The organism is Kordia sp. SMS9, from assembly GCF_003352465.1.
In the GTDB taxonomy this organism is placed as follows: domain Bacteria; phylum Bacteroidota; class Bacteroidia; order Flavobacteriales; family Flavobacteriaceae; genus Kordia.
The window spans coordinates 881,881-904,138 of the sequence record NZ_CP031153.1 but is presented as its reverse complement, the minus strand read 5'-3'; the positions used below and the strand labels follow the sequence as shown (position 1 = coordinate 904,138).

Below are 22,258 nucleotides of genomic sequence, written 5' to 3'. Positions count from 1 at the left end.
CGAGCTCAATGACAGCAAATCACTCGAAGTGACGTTTTGTTTTTTTAGTATTTAGATTTTAGTATTGAGAATTGAGACAAGGCTATTTTACCTTTTTGGTTTCATTGGCTTCTCGACTGCGCTCGAACTGACATTTGAATTGCTCTCAATACTCATTACTCACTTCTCATATCTAATCTACTTCGTCGTTAATATGATGCTTCCTTTTTCTTTGAACTCAATTTCATCGTTCCATGTAAATTTTTCACCAGTGATTACATTTGTCAAGGTTTTTCCTGTCAAATTCATTTCAGCATAGCGTTTTAAATCTATAGAGATGGGTTTTTCGTTTTTGTTGATGATGTGTACAATCGTTTCGTCGCCCAACGTTCTAAATAAGAAATAGGTTCCTAAAAATGGTGCAAAGTGTACTGTTTTCCCTTCGTGAATGGCTTTGCTAGTTTTGCGGAAATTCAATAGTTTTTTAAGATATGCTTGCATGTCTTTTTGTTCCGAAGTCAAACCTTCGCCAGTAAATGCGTTTACACTATCACCTTCCCAACCACCAGGAAAATCGGTTCGGATTAATCCGTGATCACCAGGTTTTGCAAAGTCGTTCATTAAGATTTCCGTTCCATAATAGAGTTGTGGAATTCTTGGAAGCATCAATTGATAGCTCAACGCCATTTTTGTGTTGGCAACATCACCGTTGAGTTGTGTAAAGATGCGACTCATATCATGATTATCTGGAAATATCATGATGTCTTTTGGATTTGCGTACTGAAAGTCATTTGCCAAACCTTCATAAATTTTCACCAAACCTCTGTCCCAAGCTTCTTCTTCGTTGAGGGCTTGTACCGTGTTCCTTTGCATGGCAAAATCCATGGATGATTTTAAATTGCTTTCGTAGCCGTCTTTGTTGTTGGCGCCAGTTTGCCAATAGCCAATTAACAACGGATTGTAGCTCCATTCTTCCCCAACAATAGAAAAGTTAGGATATTCCGTCATGATGGCGCCTGCCCAATTGCTCATAAATTCTTTGTCGGGATATGGATAGGTATCTTGGCGAATTCCGCTTAATCCTAGAGATTCAATCCACCAAATGCTGTTTTGAATGATGTAGTTTGCCATGTATGGATTGCGCTGATTGAGATCGGGCATGGCACGGACAAACCAACCTTTTGTCATGCCTTCTTTGTCACTTTTAGAAGCATATAAATCTTGGTTTGAAGTTCTTCGATGGTTTGAAAAGTTTACTTTTTCATTGTTTTCAAAGTCTTTTTGATAGTTTACCCAATCGCTAAAAGGTAAATCTTTCATCCACCAATGTCCCAATCCGCAATGATTTGCCACTTGATCCATGATGAGTTTCATACCGCGTTCTCTAGCTTTGTCTGCCAATTCTTTGTATTCATCAAAGGTTCCAAAACGCGGGTCAACTTCATAATAATCGGTAATAGCATATCCGTGATAGGAACTGCGTGGCATGTCGTTTGTGAGTAACGGACACGACCAAATTGCCGTGAAACCCATTTCGTCAATATAGTCTAAATGTTGTGTGATTCCTGTGATATCACCACCGTGACGCGCATAATCGTCCTTACGATTGATTGTTGCTTCTTTTAGAAAGCTTACTTTTTTTCCGACCTCGTCAGTGCCTGTTTTTTTGATAGGAATGTCGTTGTTTGCATTGCCATTTGCAAAACGATCAGGCGTAATGAGGTATAAAACGTCTGAACTGTCGAAACCTACATAGTCGTTGGCTGCTTTTGCGCGTTTTTTGAGTTCGTAGGTTTGTGTGAGTGTTTCACCATTTTCAAGTTTGAATTCGATATTGAATTGTCCTGCATTGGCATTTGCAATATCTAGATCAATGAATAGATAGTTGGGACTTTCGCCTTTTTCAACTTTTTCTAGTTTGATATTTGCATTTGCGATGTTTGGTGTTGCTTTTGAAATGCTTGGATGATTGACTAAGAGTTGGAGTTTTGTGTTTTTGAAACCTGTCCACCAATAGGGAGGTTCAACACGTTCGAGGTCGTTTTTGACTTCTGTCACTTTTGATGATGAAACTTCAGTTGTGTCAATGTTTGTTTTTTCTTCTTTTGTGTTGCAAGAGAAGCAAAATACTAATAGTGTAACTAGGATTATTTTTTTCATCTGATTGTGTGTTAGTAATGAGATGTTAGTATTGCGTAATGAGATGTTTTCGTTTCATAGTACTTCTCGATACTAAATTTTTTCATTTCGACAAGCTCAATGACAAAAAATCACTCGAAGTGATGATTTTCGTTTTTTAGGAAACGGATTGCTTCACTTTGTTCGCAATGACGTTTCAAAAAATCTCAAATCTCAATACTAATATCTCACTACTCACTACTATATTCCAACATTTTGTTTGAAACCTTTAAGGTTCTGACTAGCCCTGATTGCAGTGGCATCCTTTTTTTGCTTTTATAAGTGGCAAAAAAAGATACAACGGAAAGCAGGAATTAGCTCCAAATCGTTATTTTATATTCAAACAGTTACCAAATCGTTTGGTGAAACTGCTACTTTTTTTCCATCGACTAGAATGACTAAATCATCGCCTTTTTCAAGCTCGAACGAGGTTCCGTTGTGTGTGACGTTGATTTTGAGAATGTGATTTCGATAGTTGACTTTGAACGAATAGCCTTTCCATTGCCACGGAATTCGTGGTTCAAAAGAGAGCGTATCGTTTTTCATGCGCATGCCACCAAAACCTTCTACAATACTCATCCAAGTTCCTGCCATGGAGGTGATGTGCAACCCTTCTTCGACTTCTTTGTTGTAATCGTCCAAATCGAGTCGCGATGTACGCAGATAGAACGTATACGCCATGTCCATTTTGTTCAGTTTTGCCGCTTGAATGCTATGCACACAAGGAGACAATGAGGATTCGTGAACGGTAAATGGTTCGTAAAAGTTAAAGTGTTTTTCCAATTCGTCTTTGGTGAAATGATCTTCAAAGAAGTAGAATCCTTGTAAGGTATCTGCTTGCTTGATGTATGGTGAACGCAGAATTCTGTCCCAACTCCATTTTTGATTGATTGGTCGGTGTGCTTGGTCTAAATCGGCAACACTCACCAAGTCTTTGTCTAGGAAACCATCTTGCTGTAAGTATACGCCGTATTCTTCACTGTATGGGAAATACATGTTTTCGGCAACTTCCATCCACGAAGAGATTTCTTGATCGGACAATCTTACTTTTTGCATGATGCGTTTGTAATCGCCTGCGTATTCTTGCTTTACTTTTTCAATGTGATCTTTGGCAAATTTGATACACCATTGTGCGGTGTAGTTTGTGTACCAATTGTTATTGACGTTGTTTTCGTATTCGTTGGGTCCTGTAACACCGAGAATTACATATTTGTTTTTTGCGGTAGAGAAGGTAGCTCTTTGATGCCAAAAACGTGCAATTCCGATCATGACTTCGAGTCCCATTTCTGGAATGTAACTGTAATCGCCCGTATAACGTGTATAGTTGTAAATGGCAAATGCAATAGCACCATTTCGGTGAATTTCTTCAAAGGTGATTTCCCACTCGTTGTGACATTCTTCGCCGTTCATCGTTACCATTGGATAGAGTGCCGCGCCATTGTTGAATCCAAGTTTTTGCGCGTTTTCAATGGCTTTTTCTAAGTGATTGTAACGGTATTGCAATAGGTTTCGTGCTACTTGTTGATCTTTTGTAGTCATGTAAAACGGAATGCAATAGGCTTCCGTATCCCAATAGGTACTTCCGCCATATTTTTCGCCGGTGAATCCTTTTGGACCGATGTTGAGGCGCGAATCTTTCCCCAAATACGTTTGGTTGAGTTGGAAGATATTGAAACGAATTCCTTGTTGTGCTTTTACATCACCTTCAATGGTAATGTCTGCCATTTCCCAAATTTTTGCCCAGGCTTCTTTTTGGTTTTCGAGTAATGTGTCAAATCCTAGTGAAGTTGCTTCACACAATGCTTTTTTTGCTGCGGCAATGAGTTCGTATTTATCGTGATTTGTGCAAACAGTATACCCACCATATTTATGAATGGTCAATGTTTCGTTTGCGTTGACTTCTTGTGTGTAGTGAAACGAAATGTCTGTTGATTTTTGCGAAACATTCGTTGGTAAGTCAAGTTTTTTATCATTTAGTTTGAGTTCTGTGTGCATGAATGTACATGCGTAGAAATCTGTTTTTAGGGTTTTGGCAACGATAAATGCTTGATTGTTTTCTTCTTTGACTTGAATGGTTTCCCAGAATTTTTCTTCCCAGTTGGCATCTTCATTTTTGATTCCGGCATCTAAATAGGGTGTCAATTTGATGGTTGCGTCGCTGTTGAGTGGTTGTACGCTGTACGCGATAGCACCAACTTCGTCAATGTCTAAACTTAGAAATCGTTTTGCGGAAACTGCTACTTCGATATCATTTTGTAAAGTAGCTATAAATGTACGCTCGTACCAACCTTCTTTCATGTTGAGTTCGCGGCGAAAATCTTTGACTTCTTTGCAGGCATTCAAATCGAGTGCTTCGTCATTGATTTTTACATTAATACCAATCCAGTTTGGTGCATTGAGTACTTTGGCGAAGTATTCGGGATAGCCATTTTTCCACCAACCTACTTTTGTTTTGTCTGGATAATATACTCCAGCGATGTAACTTCCCTGAAACGTTGGTCCAGAGTAGTATTCTTCAAAATTAGCTCTTTGTCCCATAGCGCCGTTTCCGATGCTAAAGAGACTTTCCGAAGATTTAACACTTTCTATATCAAATCCTTCTTCGATGATTGACCAGTTGTCTGGCTGTATATAATTCTGATTCATTATTTTATGAGATGTTAGATATTAGATGTTAGATCGCTTCACTTCGGCTGCGCTCAGTGTGAACGCTTTTAGGCTTTTTGCGAGAAGCGATCTGATTCCAAGCTATCTATTTATTAATTCGTTTATAAAATTGGTTTGTATTTCGGTAAAATCGTTGAAGACATAATCGGCATGACCGAGTGCTTCTTCGGAACCGATTCCGATAGAAATCATGTCGGCGGTATTTGCGGCAGTAACGCCAGCGACAGAGTCTTCAAATACAATACAATTTTTCGGTGTGATGTTTAGTTTTTCGGCAGCAATGAGAAATACTTCTGGATCGGGTTTTGCTTTGCTGACGTCATTTCCGTCTACAATACCTTCAAAAACATCGAATAAGCCTACTTTTTGTAGAATTTTGCGCGCGTTTTTACTGGCGGATCCAAGTGCAATTCTTTGCTGTGTTTCTTGTAAATAGTTGAGTGTTTTTGGAACATCAGGTAGAATTTCTCCTGCGTCCATTTGTGCAATATGCGATAAATAGTTATCGTTTTTCTCTGCCATGTATTTGTTGAACTCTTCTTCGGAAAGTGTTTTATTTCCCCATCCTAGAATAATTTCTAGTGATCGGATTCTGCTGACTCCTTTGAGTTGTTCGTTTTGTGCTAGTGTGATGTCAAAACCAAGCTCGTTGGCAAGTTGTTTCCAAGCGAGGTAATGGTATTTTGCAGTATCAACAATGACACCATCTAAATCAAATATAAATCCTTTTTTATTCATTAATTTCTGCTGTTGGGTTATCATTTACTCGTAATGTTAATATTCCAGCAAGAATCATCATAATTCCTCCAATGACTAAGGCATAAATTGAATCGCCATTAAATAGCTTGTTCAATAAGTATCCTAAAATTCCTGCGGATATTATTTGTGGAATGACAATAAAGAAATTGAAAACTCCCATATAATATCCCATCTTATTTGTTGGTAAAACGCCCGCAAGCATGGCATACGGCATGGACAATATACTTGCCCAAGCAATTCCAACGCCAATCATTGAAATAAGAAGATACCAATCATTACTAATAAATAGAATGGAAATTAACCCGAGTCCACCAGCTATTAAGCATAGCATGTGCGTGACTTTTCTAGTCAATCTTCTTGCTAAAAAAGGAAGGAGTAGCGCAAATAAAGCTGCAATACCATTATATACGGCAAAGCAAATTCCTACCCAGTCGGCTCCTGTTTCGTATTGTGAATTGTTGTAGTTAAGACGTTCTTTTAGTGTATCGCTTATGGTGATGTCTTTACTTAGAAAGAAACTAATGAGTCCTTTTGATAGAAGAACGTTATCTTCCTTTGCATATTTATCGGCAGTAGCATTCAATTCGCCATTAATAGCACTTAGTTTTTTTAGGTTACTTCGTTCAGGATTGGGAACAAACATTCCTTTGATCTTTTCTGAGAAGCTAAGATTTTCTACTTCTATGATTTTTTTCTTCACTTCCTCAGTCATTAAGGGATCAAAACTTTGTTTCATCTCAGTAAATTGTTCTTGAGAAACGTCCATATCGTATACGTGACTTGTAATACTGGTCGTTGTGTAAATCCACATAGAAAATAATGCAAACCAGCTAAAGAATTGTACCCACGATAATTGTTGCATCGTTTTAGGCATCTTAAAGATTCCTAAGAATGATTCTTTAAGCCCTTTAAAAACACCCACATTTTTTTCTTTTTCGTGTTCTTCCATATCCTCGGGAGGATATTCTTTTGTAGAAATAACAGTCCAAAGTACAGCACCAAAAAAAGCAATTGCACCTAAATAGAAAGACCATTTTACAGACGAGGGAATTCCTGTCTCACTTGGATCATCTACAAAACCAAACCAGTTTTTTAACATATAAGGAAGCATTGATGCCACGACAGCTCCAATTCCTATGAAAAAACTTTGCATGGCATAACCTTTGGTTTGTTGCTCTTTAGGTAATAAGTCGCCAACAAATGCTCTAAAAGGTTCCATAGATATATTTATGGACGCATCCATAATCCAAAGCGTACCTGCCGCCATCCAAAGCATGGGTGAATTTGGCATGATGATCAACGCAATTGAAGCCAGAATGGCTCCCACTAAGAAATAAGGTCTTCTTCTTCCTAGTTTTGGATGCCAAGTGCGGTCACTAAAATACCCAATTACGGGTTGAACCAATAAGCCTGTCACTGGCGCAGCTAGCCATAAAATGGGCAATTCGTCTTTACTGGCTCCTAAGGTTTCAAAAATTCTACTGACATTGGCATTTTGCAGGGCAAATCCAAACTGAATTCCCAAGAAACCGAAACTCATGTTCCATATTTCCCAGAAACTTAATCTACGCTTTTCCATTATCGTAATGTATTAGTTAGTACTCTATACGATAAGCGTTTACACTTATCAAAACTTACTTTTTGGGTGAGAAGTAAAAATATAAGTCTTGATTTTTGTTCTGTAAATATAGTTGTTTTTTTGAAACAGCCACTAAAAAATTGCAATTCTGAACGGTAATTGGGTCAAAATTTAACAATTTAGCACTTGAATATCATAGGTTTACCGTGTGGTATCTCGTTCAATTAATGTGGTGTTGATGACTTCTGTTTGGTATTTTTCTTCATCCACTAGTTCTTCTAACTTGTCAATTAACATCGTAGCTGATTTTGAGCCCATTTCTTCTGCATGCTGACTGATGGTACTTAATGAAGGAATGGAATGTTTGGACAATACTCCATCTGTAAAAGCTACGATTGACATTTCTTCTGGAATTTTATAACCTTTGTGAATTGCTATTTTCATGGCAGAGATGGCATAGAGTTCATTTACAGCAAAAATTCCATCGATATCTTTCTCTTTTTCTAACAAGGCTGAAATTTCTTTTTCTAGCGTTTCAATCTCTACTTCCTTGTCTTTGTTTTCTTCTACCTTAATGATAAGCGATGCTTTGGGTGCAATTTTGTGTTCCTCTAAAGCTTCGAGATATCCTTGTGTACGCAGTTTTCCAACATTTACATAATCTTTGGTTGTAATGAGTGCGATGTTTTTACAGCCACTATCAATCAGTTTGGCAACTGCTTTTTTTGAACCGAGTTTATCATCCACCACCACTTTATCACACGCGATTTCATTTACAACTCTATCAAACATCACAATTGGCATTCCCTGATTAATCGTTTCATAGAAATGATGGTAATCCTGTAAAAGCAGTGTTTCTTTAGCAACAGAGAGGATAAAACCATCAATACTTCCGTTGGCAAGCATTTCAATGTTAATAACTTCTTTGTCAAAAGACTCGTTGGAAAGTCCAATAATAACATTATATCCTCGATTGTTGGCTTCTTTTTCAATTCCGCTAATGACTTTAGAGAAAAAATGGTGAACAATTTCGGGAATAATGACGCCAATAGTTTTGGTGCGTTTATTTTTGAGACTCAACGCAATGTTATTTGGACGGTAATTATAGAGTTTGGCAAATGCCTGAACCTTCGTTCTGGTGTCCAAACTGATCTCTTTACTATTTCTTAATGCTTTCGAAACAGTTGATACAGAAACATCTAATTCTTTGGCTATTTGTTTGAGAGTTACTTTTCGCTTCATACGGGTTTATTATAAGATCAATAATTAAAGCTACGATTTTTTATTTTTTTGTTAAAAATACACTGTTTTAAATGGATAAACCCCAATGTTTATAAAAGTTTTCAACACGAAAACGTTTGCGTGGAATCAAAAGTTGTGCCTAGATTTTGATTTCCTCAAATTTTACATAGTTTTAACATCGAGAGGTAAAAATATAAAGTATTTAATCAAAAATATCACGGATTTTGTCAAAAAAAAGAATCAGAAATGATTGAAAAAAACGTGATTATTTTACGACAATTTTGAAAATAAAAAATTAGACAAATGAAGAAAATGCAAAAATTTATTTTGTTTTTGGCTTTTTTGATTCCCATCGGAATGCTTGCCCAAACAAAAGTGACAGGTGTTGTTACTGAGCAATCTACAGGAACTCCCTTATTAGGAGTGAATGTGGTTATCAAAGGAACAACCACTGGAACAACCACTGATTTTGATGGTAATTATCAAATTAGTGCTACAAATGGCCAAACCATTGTATTTACGTATGTGGGATACAAAACTCAGGAAATCGCATATACAGGACAGGCTACTCTTAATGTAGCGATGGAAGAAGATGCTTCCAAACTTGATGAAGTTGTCGTTATCGGTTACGGTTCTGCTGTAAAGAAAGACGTTACAGGTTCCGTTGAATCGGTAAGCACAGAAGACTTCAATGGTGGAGCTATTGTTTCGCCAGAACAGTTAATTGCGGGTAAAACTGCTGGTGTACAAGTAACACCTCCTAGTGGAGCGCCAGGTTCTGGTTCTACTATTAGAGTAAGAGGTGGAGTTTCTTCATTAGCAGCAAGCACAAATCCTTTAATTGTTGTTGACGGAGTTCCTTTAGATCCTACAAGTGGAGGATTAAACTACATTAACCCTAACGATATTGAATCTTTTACAGTATTAAAAGATGCCTCTGCCGCTTCTATCTACGGATCTAGAGCAACAGCAGGTGTCATTTTAATTACGACGAAAAAAGGAAAATCAGGGTCACCATTTAATATTAGTGTAAATCACTACACGGCAGTTGGAGATAACTTTAATGAAGTAGATGTTTTATCGGCGACTCAATTTAGAGATTTAGTAACCGCTAATGGAAATGCAAACCAAATTTCACAATTAGGAAGCACAAGTACTGATTGGCAAGATGAAATTTATAGAGGATCGTTAACTGCGGATACTAATGTAACTGTATCTGGAGGTTTTGGCAATTCTAGCTATAGAGCTTCTGTTGGGTATGTAACACAAGAAGGAACTTTAAGAAACTCCAGAGTAGATCGTTGGTCTGGTTCTATAAAGTTTATTCAGCGCCTATTAGATGATGATTTACGTATTGAAGCAAATGTTTTAGGAGCTTTGGTTGAAGATACCTTTGCAAATACTGGTGCTATTGGAGCAGCGGTTTCTTTTGATCCTACGCAATCTGTATTTGATCCAAACAGCCCATTTGGTGGCTACACTGAAATTGTAGATCAAAATGGAGACATCAATCCAATAGCAGTACGTAACCCAGTTGGATTATTAGAACAAAACAGTAATATCGCAGACACGAGAAGAAGTACAGGAAGTTTGAAAATTGACTATACGTTACCATTTTTCAGAAATGTAAAATTAACAGCTCTTGGAGGGTATGACTATAATGAAGTGAAAGGAAATACGTTTATTCCAGCGGAAGCGGCTTCTAACTTTAACCAACAAGGAGTTACAGGATTCTACGATAACTTGAGTAGAAACAGACTTTTAGATGTATATGCGAACTACAAGCAAACTTTTGAAGACATTAAAACTACGGTTGATGCAACGGTTGGACACTCATTTCAACGTTATTACAGATCAAACATCTCTGAATCAACTACGGGAGTTGGTGTAACAAACCAATTTAAGAGTATTGGAGAAAACGCCATAGAATCATACTTTGGTAGAATAAATGTAGATTATGATGGTAAATATTTATTCAATGTAAATCTTAGAAATGATATTTCTTCACGTTTAAATCCAGATGATCGTTCTGATATTTTTGGAGGTGTTTCTTTAGGATGGAATATAATTGAAGAAAACTTCATGAAAGATTCAAAAGTATTCTCTCAATTAAAATTAAGAGCAGGTTACGGAGAAACAGGTCAGCAAGAAATTGCAGGACAAGATTATGGATACCTTCCACGTTTTACGTTTGGAGATGCACGCGTTCAATACCAATTTGGATACAATTCAGATGGTTCTCCTCGTTTTGTAACCACACTTCGTCCAGAAGAATATGACGAAAACTTACGTTGGGAACGTTCTAAATCAATCAACCTTGGTGTAGATTTCGGATTCTTCAACGATCGTTTAACAGGTTCCATAGAAGTATATGAAAACAAAGTAGAGGACTTATTAAATAATATTCCAATTCCAGCAGGAACCAACCTTTCTAACATGTTATTGACCAATGTTGGTAACTTAGAAGCAAGAGGTTTAGAAATTAGCTTAAATGCTTCTATTGTTCAAACTGAAAACTTCACATGGGATACCAACTTCAATGTTTCTTTCTTTGACAATGAAATCACAAAATTATTCTTAACAGACAATACAGATTCACCAGGTGTTTTAACTGGAGGAATTGCAGGTGGTGTTGGTAATACCATTCAAATTAACTCTGTAGGTAATGAAATCAACTCTTTCTACACATTTAAACAAATATATGATGCGAATGGTGCGCCAATTGAAGGTGCTTATGTAGACATTAACGGAGATGGTGTTGTGAACGATAGTGATAGATATATAGGTGAAAGCCCAAATCCAGATGCTGTAATTGGATTCTCTTCCTACATGCAATATGGAAACTTTGACTTTGCTTTTACGTTAAGAGCTAATATTGGAAACTATGCATACAACAACGTAGCTTCAAACACAGGAAACGTACAATCTTTATTTGGTGCAAACTCAATCAACAACGTAAATACATCTATTTTAGACACTGGTTTTCAAAACCAACAATTATTTTCAGATTATTATGTTCAAGATGCATCATTTGTAAAACTAGATAACATTTCAATCGGATACACTATTGATGATTTATTCGATAAAGCGCGATTGAGAGTGTATGTATCAGGACAAAATTTATTCACGATTACAGATTATGATGGATTAGATCCTGAAATCAATGGAGGAATTGATAACAACTTCTACCCTAGACAAAGAAATATTTTGATGGGATTGAATTTTAACCTATAATAAAGTAATACCAAATTATATACACACAATGATGAAAACAATTAGAAAACAATCAAATCGTATCGGTATTGTACTATTACTGCTCGTAGCGAGTTTTGGTTTCACTTCTTGTGAAAGCGAACTTGACCTAGAGCCAGTAATAGAAGTGACTGGAGCGAACGTTTTTGACGATCCTGCAGCCATTGAACAATTCCTTGCGAGAATTTATGCAGGTTTTGTTGTAAGTGGACAACAAGGTCCTGCTGGTAATCCTGATATTTCAGGAATTGATGAAGGGTTCTCAAACTATTTGAGACAATACTGGAAACACCAACAATTAACGACAGATGAAGCCTTAATTGCTTGGAACGACGGTACTATCCATGACCTTAACTGGCAAGTTTGGACGCCAGCAAACGAATTTATTACGGCAATGTATAATAGAATTTTCTTTCAGATTTCAATCTCGAATGAATTTCTAAGAAGTACTGCCGATATTCCAGAATCAGAATTCTTTCCAGCAGCTTTTAAAGCTGAGGTTCGCTTCTTAAGAGCAATGAGCTACTGGCATGCAATCGACATGTTTGGAAATGTTCCTTTTGTAACAGAAGCAGATCCTATTGGCGCATTTTTGCCTGAACAAGGAAGCCGCCAAGAAGTTTATGATTTTATCGTTTCTGAATTAACAGAAATTGAACCATTAATGGTAGGCGCACGCCAAAATGTATACGGAAGAGCTGATAGAGCAGCGGTTTGGATGTTATTAGCAAAAGTGTATTTGAATGCAGAAGTGTATACAGGAACTGATCAAAGTGCACAAGCAATTCCACTCCTAGAAAACATTATCGGTGCAGGATATACCTTGCATGATGATTATGATGAATTATTCTTAGCGGATAATGATACCAACGGAGCCCAAAACGAAATGATTTTCACGCTGAATTCTGACGGATTAAACACGCAAGGATTTGGGGCAATGACATTCTTGGTACACGCACCAGTTGGAGGAAACATGAGCGCAGCAGCATTCGGTATCAACGGAGGTTGGGGCGGAATTAGAACTACGAAAGCATTCGTAAATCAATTCTCAGCTTCTGAATTAGCAACGGATGCTAGAGCAAATTTCTTTACAGACGGACAAGAATTAGAAATCGAAGATGTATTCAACTTTAATGATGGTTATGCTGTTGAAAAGTTTAAAAATGTAACAAGTGAAGGTGTTCCTGGATCTGATGCAGGAGGAGATTTCATCGATACAGACTTCCCATTATTCCGTTTAGCAGATGCGTATTTAATGTATGCAGAAGCAGTAAAAAGAAGTGGTCAAGGCGATCAAGGATTAGCAGTACAATACATCAATATGGTAAGACAGCGTTCAAACGCAAACCCAATTGGAGGTTTTGCAGATGTTACAGACGAATTCTTACTAGCAGAACGTTCAAGAGAATTACACTGGGAAGCACACAGAAGAACGGATTTAATTCGTTTTGGACAATTCTCAGACCAAGGTGTATGGCCATGGAAAGGAAATGTAGAAACTGGAACAACTACTGAAGCATTCAGAGATTTATTCCCAATTCCAGCTACAGACATTACCGCAAACCCTAATTTAACTCAAAACCCAGGTTACTAAAAAAAAATAAAAATGAAAAAATTAAACAAAATAACTACAGGCTTTTTGGCAATAGTTGCCTTTGTTGGATTTAACGCATGTAGCGATGATGACAACTTTATTATAGCTTCTCCTCAAGGAGGACCAGAATTACGAACTCCAAGTTCAGGAACAGCATTAATTTTAAATGCTGACAATGAACAAGATGTAGCAACAACCCTTGTTTGGGACGATGCAGACTATGATGCGCAAACTGCAATCACATACAATGTAGAAATTGCACTTGGAGGAACAGACTTTGCAGTACCAGTTTTAGGTGGATCTACCAATGAAAGATTCCTTTCTTGGACACACTTACAATTAAACGATGCAGCAATCGGCTTAGGATTGAGCCCTTTTGTAGCAGGTGACATTGATGTGCGTGTAATTTCTTCTATTGGAACACAAGATGCACAAGAGCAAGTTTCTGAAACAATCACATTAAATGTAACTCCATATACAACGTCATTACCAATGATCGCTGTACCAGGAGATCACCAAGGATGGGATCCAGCAACAGCACCAAGATTAGCAGCTTCTGACTTTGGAGCTTCTGATTATGAAGGATATGTTTGGTTAGAAACTGAATACAAATTTGTAGCACCAGACGAAACAGGAAACTTCGCTTGGGGAAATACAGATTGGGGAGATGACGGAAGTTTCTCTGGAATCTTAGTAGATGATGGAGAATCAAATGTGCCAGCAACACCAGGATACTACTTATTACAAGTAGATACTGAAAACTTAACATACAGTGCTGCTCAGTACTCAAACTGGGGATTAATTGGATCTGGAACACCAACAGGTTGGGATAGTGATAACGACATGACGTATGACCCAGCAACACAAACATTCTCAATTACAATTGATTTAACAGCTGACGAAATCAAGTTTAGAGCAAACGATGGTTGGGATTGGAACTACGGAGATACTGGAGCAGACGGACGTTTAAATCCTGGAGGTGATAACATTCCAGTGCCTGCAGCAGGAAACTATACAGTGGTATTAGACTTGAGCAATCCAAGAGAATACACATACACACTGACGCAAAATTAATATAATGATCATCCAAAAGGCTGTAACTACTCAAACTGTTACAGCCTTTTTTATCCTTATACCAATTCTACTATATCATTCAGAGAGACAAACTGATAGTGAATCATATTTCATAGAAAAGGTAGTAATCAATCAATGTTCAAACAAAAGCTATGAAATAGCCATGACGAATTGCGTTCGGATGGCAACTTCTGTCTGACAAAAAAAGACACAAATGAAAAAAAAATTACTTATTGTATGTTTGCTGTTTGCGAGTATTGCATTTGGTCAAGTAACCATTTCACCAAATCCTTTTGAGGTAAACCAATCGATCACGATTACGGTTGATATCAATAGTACAGCAACGGATTGTGACGGAATCACTAATCCAGGTAAAGTATACCTACACTCAGGTGTAGGAACCGATGCCAACCCTTGGACCTATGTTACAGGAAACTGGGGACAAGACGATGGCGTTGGAGAAATGACAGATATGGGTGGCGGACTATGGCAAATTACCATTGTGCCTGAAACTCACTACGGATTAACCACTGCACAAGCAGCAACCATTACCAAAATGGGAATGGTGTTCAGAAACGAAAACGGAACACAAGAATTTAAAGATAACGGTTGTTCTGACTTCTTCTTTGATGTAGGAGCGTTTCAAACTACATTGGTAACGCCAGATAATGGGAGCACAACCATATTAGCTTCAGGATCAAACCTAACAATTACAGCAAACAACACAGGTGGAAGTGCCGCGTATGTATTAAAAGCAAATGGAACAACGATCAACTCCGGTAGTGGAACATCGTATTCATATACAGACACTAACATTACAGAAAATACAAACTATGCATTAGAAGTTACGTTAGGTGGAACAACCATTACAAGAACTTTTAGTGTAGTTATCAATCCTGGAACGGTAACACAATCCATGGCAGCAGGTTTAGAAGACGGAATCAATTATGATGCAGATACTTCAAAAGCAACCTTAGTCTTAGATGCGCCAAACAAAGATTTCGTATACGTTGCAGGAAGCTTCAACAACTGGCAACCAGACGGAAGTTATGCAATGAAAAAAGATGGAGCTTCTGGAAAATTCTGGATAGAACTTACAGGATTAACACCAGGACAAAACTACACATACCAATATTGGGTAGTGGACGAAACCCCAATTGCAAATTCACCATCATTAGTGAAAGCGGCTGATCCATATTCTACCTTAGTATTATCACCATTTGATGATCCTTTCATTCCGGCAACGACGTATCCAAACTTACCTGCGTATCCTGCGGGACAAGAACGCGAAGTTACAGTATTACAAACAGGTCAAACACCTTACAACTGGCAAGTGCCAAACTTTGCAAAGCCTAAAAAAGAAGACTTAATCATTTATGAAGTATTAATTCGTGATTTTGATGCGGATAAAAACTATCAAAATTTAATTGATCGTATTGATTACTTTAAAGACTTAAACGTAAATGCCATTCAGCTCATGCCAATCATGGAGTTTGAAGGCAATGAAAGTTGGGGATACAATACATCGTTCCACTTGGCATTAGACAAATACTACGGAACAGCCGATAAATTCAAAGAATTCGTAGACTTATGCCATCAAAATGGAATTGCAGTTATCTTAGACATTGCGTTAAATCATGCTTTTGGAAGAAACCCAATGGTACGTATGTGGATGAACGATCCAGACAACGATGGTTGGGGAGAACCAAGCTCAGAAAACCCGTATTTCAACCAAGTGGCAACGCACAGTTACAGTGTTGGTTCTGATTTTAATCACCAACAACCAAGAACGCAATACTATACAGAACGTGTAGTAAAACATTGGATTGAAGAATACAAAATTGATGGTTTTCGTTGGGATTTAACCAAAGGATTCACACAAGAATGTACTGCATCAGATGAAGGTTGCACCAACGGATACAGAAACGACCGTGTAGCCATCTTAAAACAATATGCAGATTATTCATGGAGTTTAGACGATACGCACTATGTAATCTTTGAACACTTAGGGCAAGACAACGAAGAAAAAGAATGGGCAGATTACCGTTTAGGCGAAGGAAAAGGAATTATGATGTGGGGAAAAATGACCGATCAGTACAACCAATTAACGATGGGATTTGCTTCCAATGCAGACATAACCAGAATGGGACACACCAGTAGAGGTTTCAACGGAAAACGTTTGGTTGGGTATGCTGAAAGTCATGATGAAGAACGTATCATGTACAGAAACTTGCAATTTGGAAACGCTGCACTAGCTTCTCATAATGTGCAAGACTTAAATACTTCTTTATCAAGAATGTCAGCTTTAGGTGCGGCTTCTTTAACGATTCCTGGACCAAAAATGATTTGGCACTTTGGAGCATTGGGAATGGAAAATTCTATCTTTACGTGTAACAATGGAAGTGTAAATACACCTGCCGATCCAACACCTGGCGATTGTAAACTAGACACAAAACCACAACCGCAATGGACAAACAATTGGCTAGGCGATCCAAACAGAGCTAAAATTTACGATGATTGGGCACGATTGATTCAACTTAAAATAGATGAACCTGTATTTGAAGGAAACTATGCTATCAGTCCGTATATCAATGACATCAGACAACGTATTTATATTTTTGATGACAACATTCCAGCTACGGATTTAAAAAATGTGGTGATTTTATGTAACTTCTCTGTGGCAGATTTGACCATTGTTCCAGATTTTCCTTATCCAGGAACTTGGTATGATTTAATGGACGATACAGGAAGTACAAGCATCAGCGTCAGCAATACGGCCGATCCAATTTCAATTCCTGCGGGACAATTTAGAATCTTTGGAAACCAACAATCAGTGTTGAGTACGGAAGAATTCCAACTAAACTCCAACACACTTTCATTATATCCAAATCCAGCTTCTGACAGTTTTAAACTAGACAAAAACGTAGAAGAAGTTCAGATTTTCGATATTACAGGAAAGCAAATCAAGACATTTACAGGCGGTTTCAATGCCGGACACTCTTTTGATGTGGCAGAATTGACACGCGCTTTATACTTAGTAAAAATTGTTTCCAATCAAGGAACAGCTACTAAAAGACTATTAATAGACTAACACTTTTTTCTGATGAATGAATCAGCTATATTATCATTATTTGACTAAACTTGTTCGTAGCTAGTGTTATTACAACTTTAAAAATTGAGAACAAAGTGTTTAAAAAAGGTCGCTCCAGTGAGCGACCTTTTTGTATAGTTATCGTTTGATAACACGTTGTTGTAGTTGACTGATTTTTATACCATTTTAAATGTAAATTGGTATTATTTTAAAGCTTTTACCTTTTTCTTTGCCATCACTGAGGTGGAATCTTGTGTTTGCGCCATTCCGAAAATAAAACTATAATCAGAAGCATACTCTTGTCCATCTTTAGTGTGATTAATTCCTGCGCCCACATGACAATCCAAGCATGAAATTTTTTGAATGTATGTTTCCATGGTTACATTGGTCATAATTATGGGTGTTTTTCCTCCATCTTTCAACGGTGTAAACGTTACATTATCATCGTCAGAAACTGCACTGGAAGGCCATTGACTGTCCACCAATTTATAATACTTAAACACACTTTCTGGAGCCAATTCGGCAATGCGTTCATGTACAAATTTGTTCAGTACTTTCGCATCCAACCCAACGGTAGCTTCATGTTCTTTGATTACTTGAACTGGTTGATCAATTGGATCTTTTCCAACAGTTGGTGTCTGATTAGGTGTTTCGGTATACTTCTCCGGATTGTACAATAACCAATCAACCTCAGATTCTTTCAATTGTTTTTCAGGTGCTAAATCTACATGCTCAAAAGTTGCCCAATGAAACTGTGGCATGGTCGGTGTTTTTTGAATAATATGCAATCCTACCAAACCTAGTTTTGTTTCCTTATAATCGGTCATTGTTACATCTTCTCTGCTTTTCACGACTACATTTTGTGGAACCCACGCCGTAATAATCTTATAGCGATTTTTAAGTTTTTCATAATCTTCATCCGCTATTTCACGCCAAGAAGCTTTAATTTCAATAGAACCATTTGGCATCCAAATACCACCATTTTCCGCCATTTTATTTTGATGCACAGGATCGTATAACATATTCGTCGTAATAAAATCAAACTCGGTATGATTTACTTTAATCTCATACCAAATCAACTTTCCATTCTGATCGGTAAGCCAAGAAGTTCCACCAGAAGCCTGAAACAACTCGTTTACCACTTCCTTATCATCATCAAACTTACTAAAATCGGCTACTTCTCTGTGCGAAATATTATCGTCTGGATTGGTGTCCATCAATTGATCGAGATTGCTTCCCCATTGGGTAGGTTTGTGCTTGGTAAAAATATTTTCAGCACTTTTATACGTTCCTAAAGCCATCGGCGTTAAATCGCCCGGTTTTCCCCAATCTTCAATAGTTTTTGATCGATCTGGTTGTCCAGCTTCAACAGGACTCGACGGCCATGTCAACGCAATAAACGATTGCCAAGCAAAGGTGTTTGCACATTGCTGATTCAACAATTTTACATCAATAGGATTGTTTGGTAAAAAAACCAAGGTGTCACAACCAACACCACAGGCATTAGAAGCTGTTAAATCTGTATACTTTGTAGTTTTCTTTTTGCAGCCAATAACCATAAGGATTGCTACAACAGTTACGAAACTGATCATTTTTGTCTTCATTGTATAAATTTTAATGGTTATTACTGTGCGATGGCATCCGCAGCGACCACTTCAAGCATGTGTGGAACTGCGAGTCCAAAATTAGTATGTGTTACTAAAATAGGGTACTGTCCCACAGGCAAATCCTCAGGAACGTTTACACTAATATTGAATGTGTATTCTTCATTTTTAGTCAGTGTTGCATACGCTGGGTCATTTCCAACATAGCTCGAAGTCACTTCTATATTGGTATCTGGAAAACTAATATTGAAGTTTTTAGGGTCAAATTTATTCGGAGGAATTCCATTGCCAAACTTATCCACTACATTGCTAATTACTACGGCAAGATTGTCCACGGTAGTTCCTTGGGCAACTTGTGTAATATTACACGTTACATTTGCATACACATTCAGCTTGTTGTAATTGCTAATACTTGTTTTCAAAATATTGGCATCTACAAAATAGTCAACACCTACAATTCCATTATCGGAAGTACAATCGAGTTCTTTGGCTTTGGTTGTTACAGAAGCAGGTTTCCCAGCGGCTGCCAATTGTACTTTGATGGTTTCCATCACTTGAGAACCGTAGGTTATTTTTTTACCAAATACTTTAAAGTCTTCCAGCGTAATGCTATCGTCCCAACTTTCTGGTACTTCCATAATCATGTGTAAAATCATGTTGTTTGGATATGCCATTTGATTAGGTTTGTTCTGAACTTCTCCACGTACAAACTTGAAACAATCTTGTATTTTAGCATCTTTTGGAGCGTTTGCAGGCAATTCAAAATATTGGTACAAAGGTTCTTGCAAATACAATCCCACAGGATTCAACAAGGTTACTTCCAAACCTTCTTGCACCGCTTGATACACGTTTTGCCCAATATGCGGATCGCTATGACGAAAGCGTCTTCCGTATTTACTACAGCAAATCAAGGTGTTGGCATCTGCGTTTTCTTCCACATTATAACTTCGCAATACAGCGCCGCCGCCAGCCAAGACAATTTCTGCACTCAATTCATTTGGCGGACTTGTTAAATGCATGGCACCACCACTGTTTGCTAACATTTCTGTACCGCTATTCCATTTGTTAATAGGATTATACGCAGGTAACTGTGTCGTTCTATCAATCACAGCATTTCCTTGTGCGTCTGTTAAGTATAAATCTTCTAGTTGAATGTTGGTATTGTTTAATGTGGTTTGATAAATTTCCAATACTTTGTTCGGGTCTATTTTCCACATCGTCCAATAATACTCCGGGTTTTCACAAGTAAAATGCAACCGTGTGATTTTTTTAGCAGTATTTCGCTTGATACCCATTTCGCAATATTCATCTAGCCAACCTCTGGGCCCAAGCGGATCAAACAATTTTACCTCATTCGGATTCGGATTGCAAGGGTTTTGAGGAATGTACACAATACTATCTTTATATGTAGCTTGATAGGCTTCTGGACCAATATCAACCATTTCATACATTCTGTTGGTGCCTTTTACAAATCCGTAGGTATCTATAAATTTCTGTTTCAAATAGTATAAAACACGCCCAGGAAATGCTTCCCAACGTACAGGAATTTGTGCGGCGTCTTCAAAAAAATCTGGATATTCTTTCGGATCTACATAGGTTTTCCCGGGAACGGTATAATCGTAACCACCACTCAAATTATAGTTGGCAGAAGTTACGGTGTAGCGATGAACATATTTATCCCAAGCATCTGCAAAAGCAGCGCGTTTTTCAGCATCTTTAAAATCTTTATTGCCTTGATATGCTGGTGTATCAAATACAAAACTAGGAGTGCTTGTTTGTGATGTTGACATGTTCATCAAAAGCAAACCAAAAACGGCTAATAGTAGCACAATTGTAAGTACTCTTTTCATTATTTCGGTTATTTAATGGTTCGTTATGGTTGGTTTAATTTGCAACAGCAATAGCTGAGTTTATAGGGACAATTTTAGAATCTTCACCTTGTGCTCCTTGCGGAATGGCTGGCAGCGTAAAATTGGCAATCGCGCCTTTTTGGAATACTACACAATGTGTAGAACCGCCAAACTGGAAATAGCCGATTTGTTCTCCTTTTTTCACTTTGTCACCTACTTTTACAGAAACCAAACAGGAAGATACTTCTGCCATTCCAATTGGTATGACGCAAACAATTCCAAGTTTTTTATCGCCACTATCAATGAAAATTAAGGCTCTTGCAGCAACTTGTGCTAAATATGCTTGCGAGTTGTTCGGTCCGGCAGGATCAAAACCTTCTGAAGCAGCTTCTGAATAATACGTTCCTTCTACATGTCGTACTTCTACAATTTTTCCGTCAATTGGTGCATGCCAACGATGGTAATTTTCCGCACTTAAATACGCTTGATACACTGTTCCACCTTCATAATAATCTACGTTGTGTCCGTCGAGCATGTGTTCTAGCGAATACGGTTGTCCTTTAATCCAAAACTCACTTGTACGTTGTACATTATCGCTAATGCGCAACGGAGCGGCTTCACAGGCACTTACAATCACTTTTTTATCTTTTGGTGACGCTACTGGTCTTTTTCCTTTTTTGAATTGACGAATAAAGAAATCATTCCATGATTTGAATCCCCAAAAAGGTTTTTTAGGATCATGAATAAAATCTTGCATGCTCAATGCTTTGTAAGCGCTTTTGCTCATCCAACCTGTTGGAGATGTGTTTAGGACATATAATGAATCGGGAGTGTCTAAATATTTTTGCCATTTTTTTAAGATTCTCATCAAGGCTCGGTTTACTTTAGCATCTGCAAAAGCTGCCAAACCTGCTGGCGTAATCATTGGAAAATCGAGAATGGCGTTGATAGGAAAGCCAACCATTCCAGTGGTGTTGTATTCTGGAGCGGTTTTTAACACATGGTTCATAATGAGCAACATTTCTTGGTAATTTTTAATTTTCACATCACCACTTCCTGCTGGTGGCGCAAATTTTGGCTGCTGCTGAAACATCTGCGTAAAATACATATTGATGATTGGATCGGTTTCGATCAGCCTTTTAAAACTTCTAATGGTTGGATCGAGTTTGCGCTTTTTCTTTTTGGCTTCTTTCTTTGTTTTCTCTAGCCAAGCTGCGGCATCTTGTTTGGTTGGAAGCCAATTTCCCATGCGATTCGTTACGGGCATAAACGCTCCATCATTATTCGATTTTTTCATGCTATTAAAGGGTTAGGTTAGTATGAATTTGAAATAAATAGTACTCCTATAAATATGAGATAATTAACCTTTATTTTAGCACGTACATACGT

The 22,258-nt window shown here is 37.7% G+C and carries 12 protein-coding genes; 4 read left to right on the top strand and 8 right to left on the bottom strand.

Annotated features, from left to right (window positions below; translation table 11 throughout):
• Positions 1-177: 177 nt before the first annotated feature.
• From KORDIASMS9_RS04040 to KORDIASMS9_RS04020, 5 genes are all read right to left on the bottom strand, one after another.
• Positions 178-2,139 (bottom strand): glycoside hydrolase family 13 protein, encoded by a 1,962-nt coding sequence (locus tag KORDIASMS9_RS04040; protein ID WP_114901608.1) that lies wholly within the window; start codon positions 2,137-2,139, stop codon positions 178-180.
• Positions 2,140-2,496: 357 nt separating this feature from the next.
• Complete coding sequence (locus tag KORDIASMS9_RS04035; protein WP_114901607.1) at positions 2,497-4,803, bottom strand: glycoside hydrolase family 65 protein; 2,307 nt, start codon at positions 4,801-4,803, stop codon at positions 2,497-2,499.
• 102 nt (positions 4,804-4,905) lie between these two features.
• Entirely contained in the window at positions 4,906-5,562 is a 657-nt protein-coding gene (gene pgmB, locus KORDIASMS9_RS04030) for a beta-phosphoglucomutase (RefSeq protein ID WP_114901606.1), read from the bottom strand.
• Entirely contained in the window at positions 5,555-7,162 is a 1,608-nt protein-coding gene (locus KORDIASMS9_RS23800) for an MFS transporter (protein WP_240321120.1), read from the bottom strand. The genes pgmB and KORDIASMS9_RS23800 overlap by 8 nt, the downstream gene beginning before the upstream one ends.
• 201 nt (positions 7,163-7,363) lie before the next feature.
• The gene (locus KORDIASMS9_RS04020; protein WP_114901605.1) at positions 7,364-8,404 is read right to left on the bottom strand and encodes a LacI family DNA-binding transcriptional regulator; all 1,041 of its coding nucleotides are present in this window, start codon (positions 8,402-8,404) and stop codon (positions 7,364-7,366) included.
• 303 nt (positions 8,405-8,707) lie between these two features.
• Between KORDIASMS9_RS04020 and KORDIASMS9_RS04015 the strand changes: the two genes are divergently transcribed.
• The 4 genes from KORDIASMS9_RS04015 to KORDIASMS9_RS04000 all read left to right on the top strand — a co-directional run bounded on the left by KORDIASMS9_RS04015 (position 8,708) and on the right by KORDIASMS9_RS04000 (position 17,415).
• A complete protein-coding gene (locus KORDIASMS9_RS04015; protein ID WP_114901604.1) occupies positions 8,708-11,638 on the top strand; it encodes a TonB-dependent receptor in 2,931 nt (976 codons plus the stop codon).
• A gap of 31 nt (positions 11,639-11,669) precedes the next feature.
• On the top strand, positions 11,670-13,250 hold the full coding sequence (locus KORDIASMS9_RS04010; RefSeq protein WP_114901603.1) for a RagB/SusD family nutrient uptake outer membrane protein: 1,581 nt from the start codon (positions 11,670-11,672) through the stop codon (positions 13,248-13,250).
• A gap of 12 nt (positions 13,251-13,262) precedes the next feature.
• Complete coding sequence (locus KORDIASMS9_RS04005) at positions 13,263-14,324, top strand: SusE domain-containing protein (RefSeq protein ID WP_114901602.1); 1,062 nt, start codon at positions 13,263-13,265, stop codon at positions 14,322-14,324.
• Positions 14,325-14,538: 214 nt separating this feature from the next.
• Positions 14,539-17,415: an alpha-amylase family glycosyl hydrolase gene (locus tag KORDIASMS9_RS04000; protein ID WP_114901601.1), complete on the top strand. Its 2,877-nt coding sequence runs from the start codon at positions 14,539-14,541 to the stop codon at positions 17,413-17,415.
• A 203-nt stretch (positions 17,416-17,618) separates the two neighbouring features.
• On the opposite strand, the gene KORDIASMS9_RS03995 is transcribed toward KORDIASMS9_RS04000, so the two are convergent.
• From KORDIASMS9_RS03995 to KORDIASMS9_RS03985, 3 genes are read right to left on the bottom strand one after another with little or no spacing between them, the layout of a single operon-like run.
• Positions 17,619-19,019 (bottom strand): hypothetical protein, encoded by a 1,401-nt coding sequence (locus tag KORDIASMS9_RS03995; RefSeq protein WP_162819752.1) that lies wholly within the window; start codon positions 19,017-19,019, stop codon positions 17,619-17,621.
• Between the two features lie 20 nt (positions 19,020-19,039).
• On the bottom strand, positions 19,040-20,869 hold the full coding sequence (locus tag KORDIASMS9_RS03990) for a hypothetical protein (protein ID WP_162819751.1): 1,830 nt from the start codon (positions 20,867-20,869) through the stop codon (positions 19,040-19,042).
• Between the two features lie 34 nt (positions 20,870-20,903).
• A complete protein-coding gene (locus KORDIASMS9_RS03985) occupies positions 20,904-22,166 on the bottom strand; it encodes a phosphatidylserine decarboxylase family protein (RefSeq protein ID WP_114901598.1) in 1,263 nt (420 codons plus the stop codon).
• Positions 22,167-22,258: the final 92 nt, after the last annotated feature.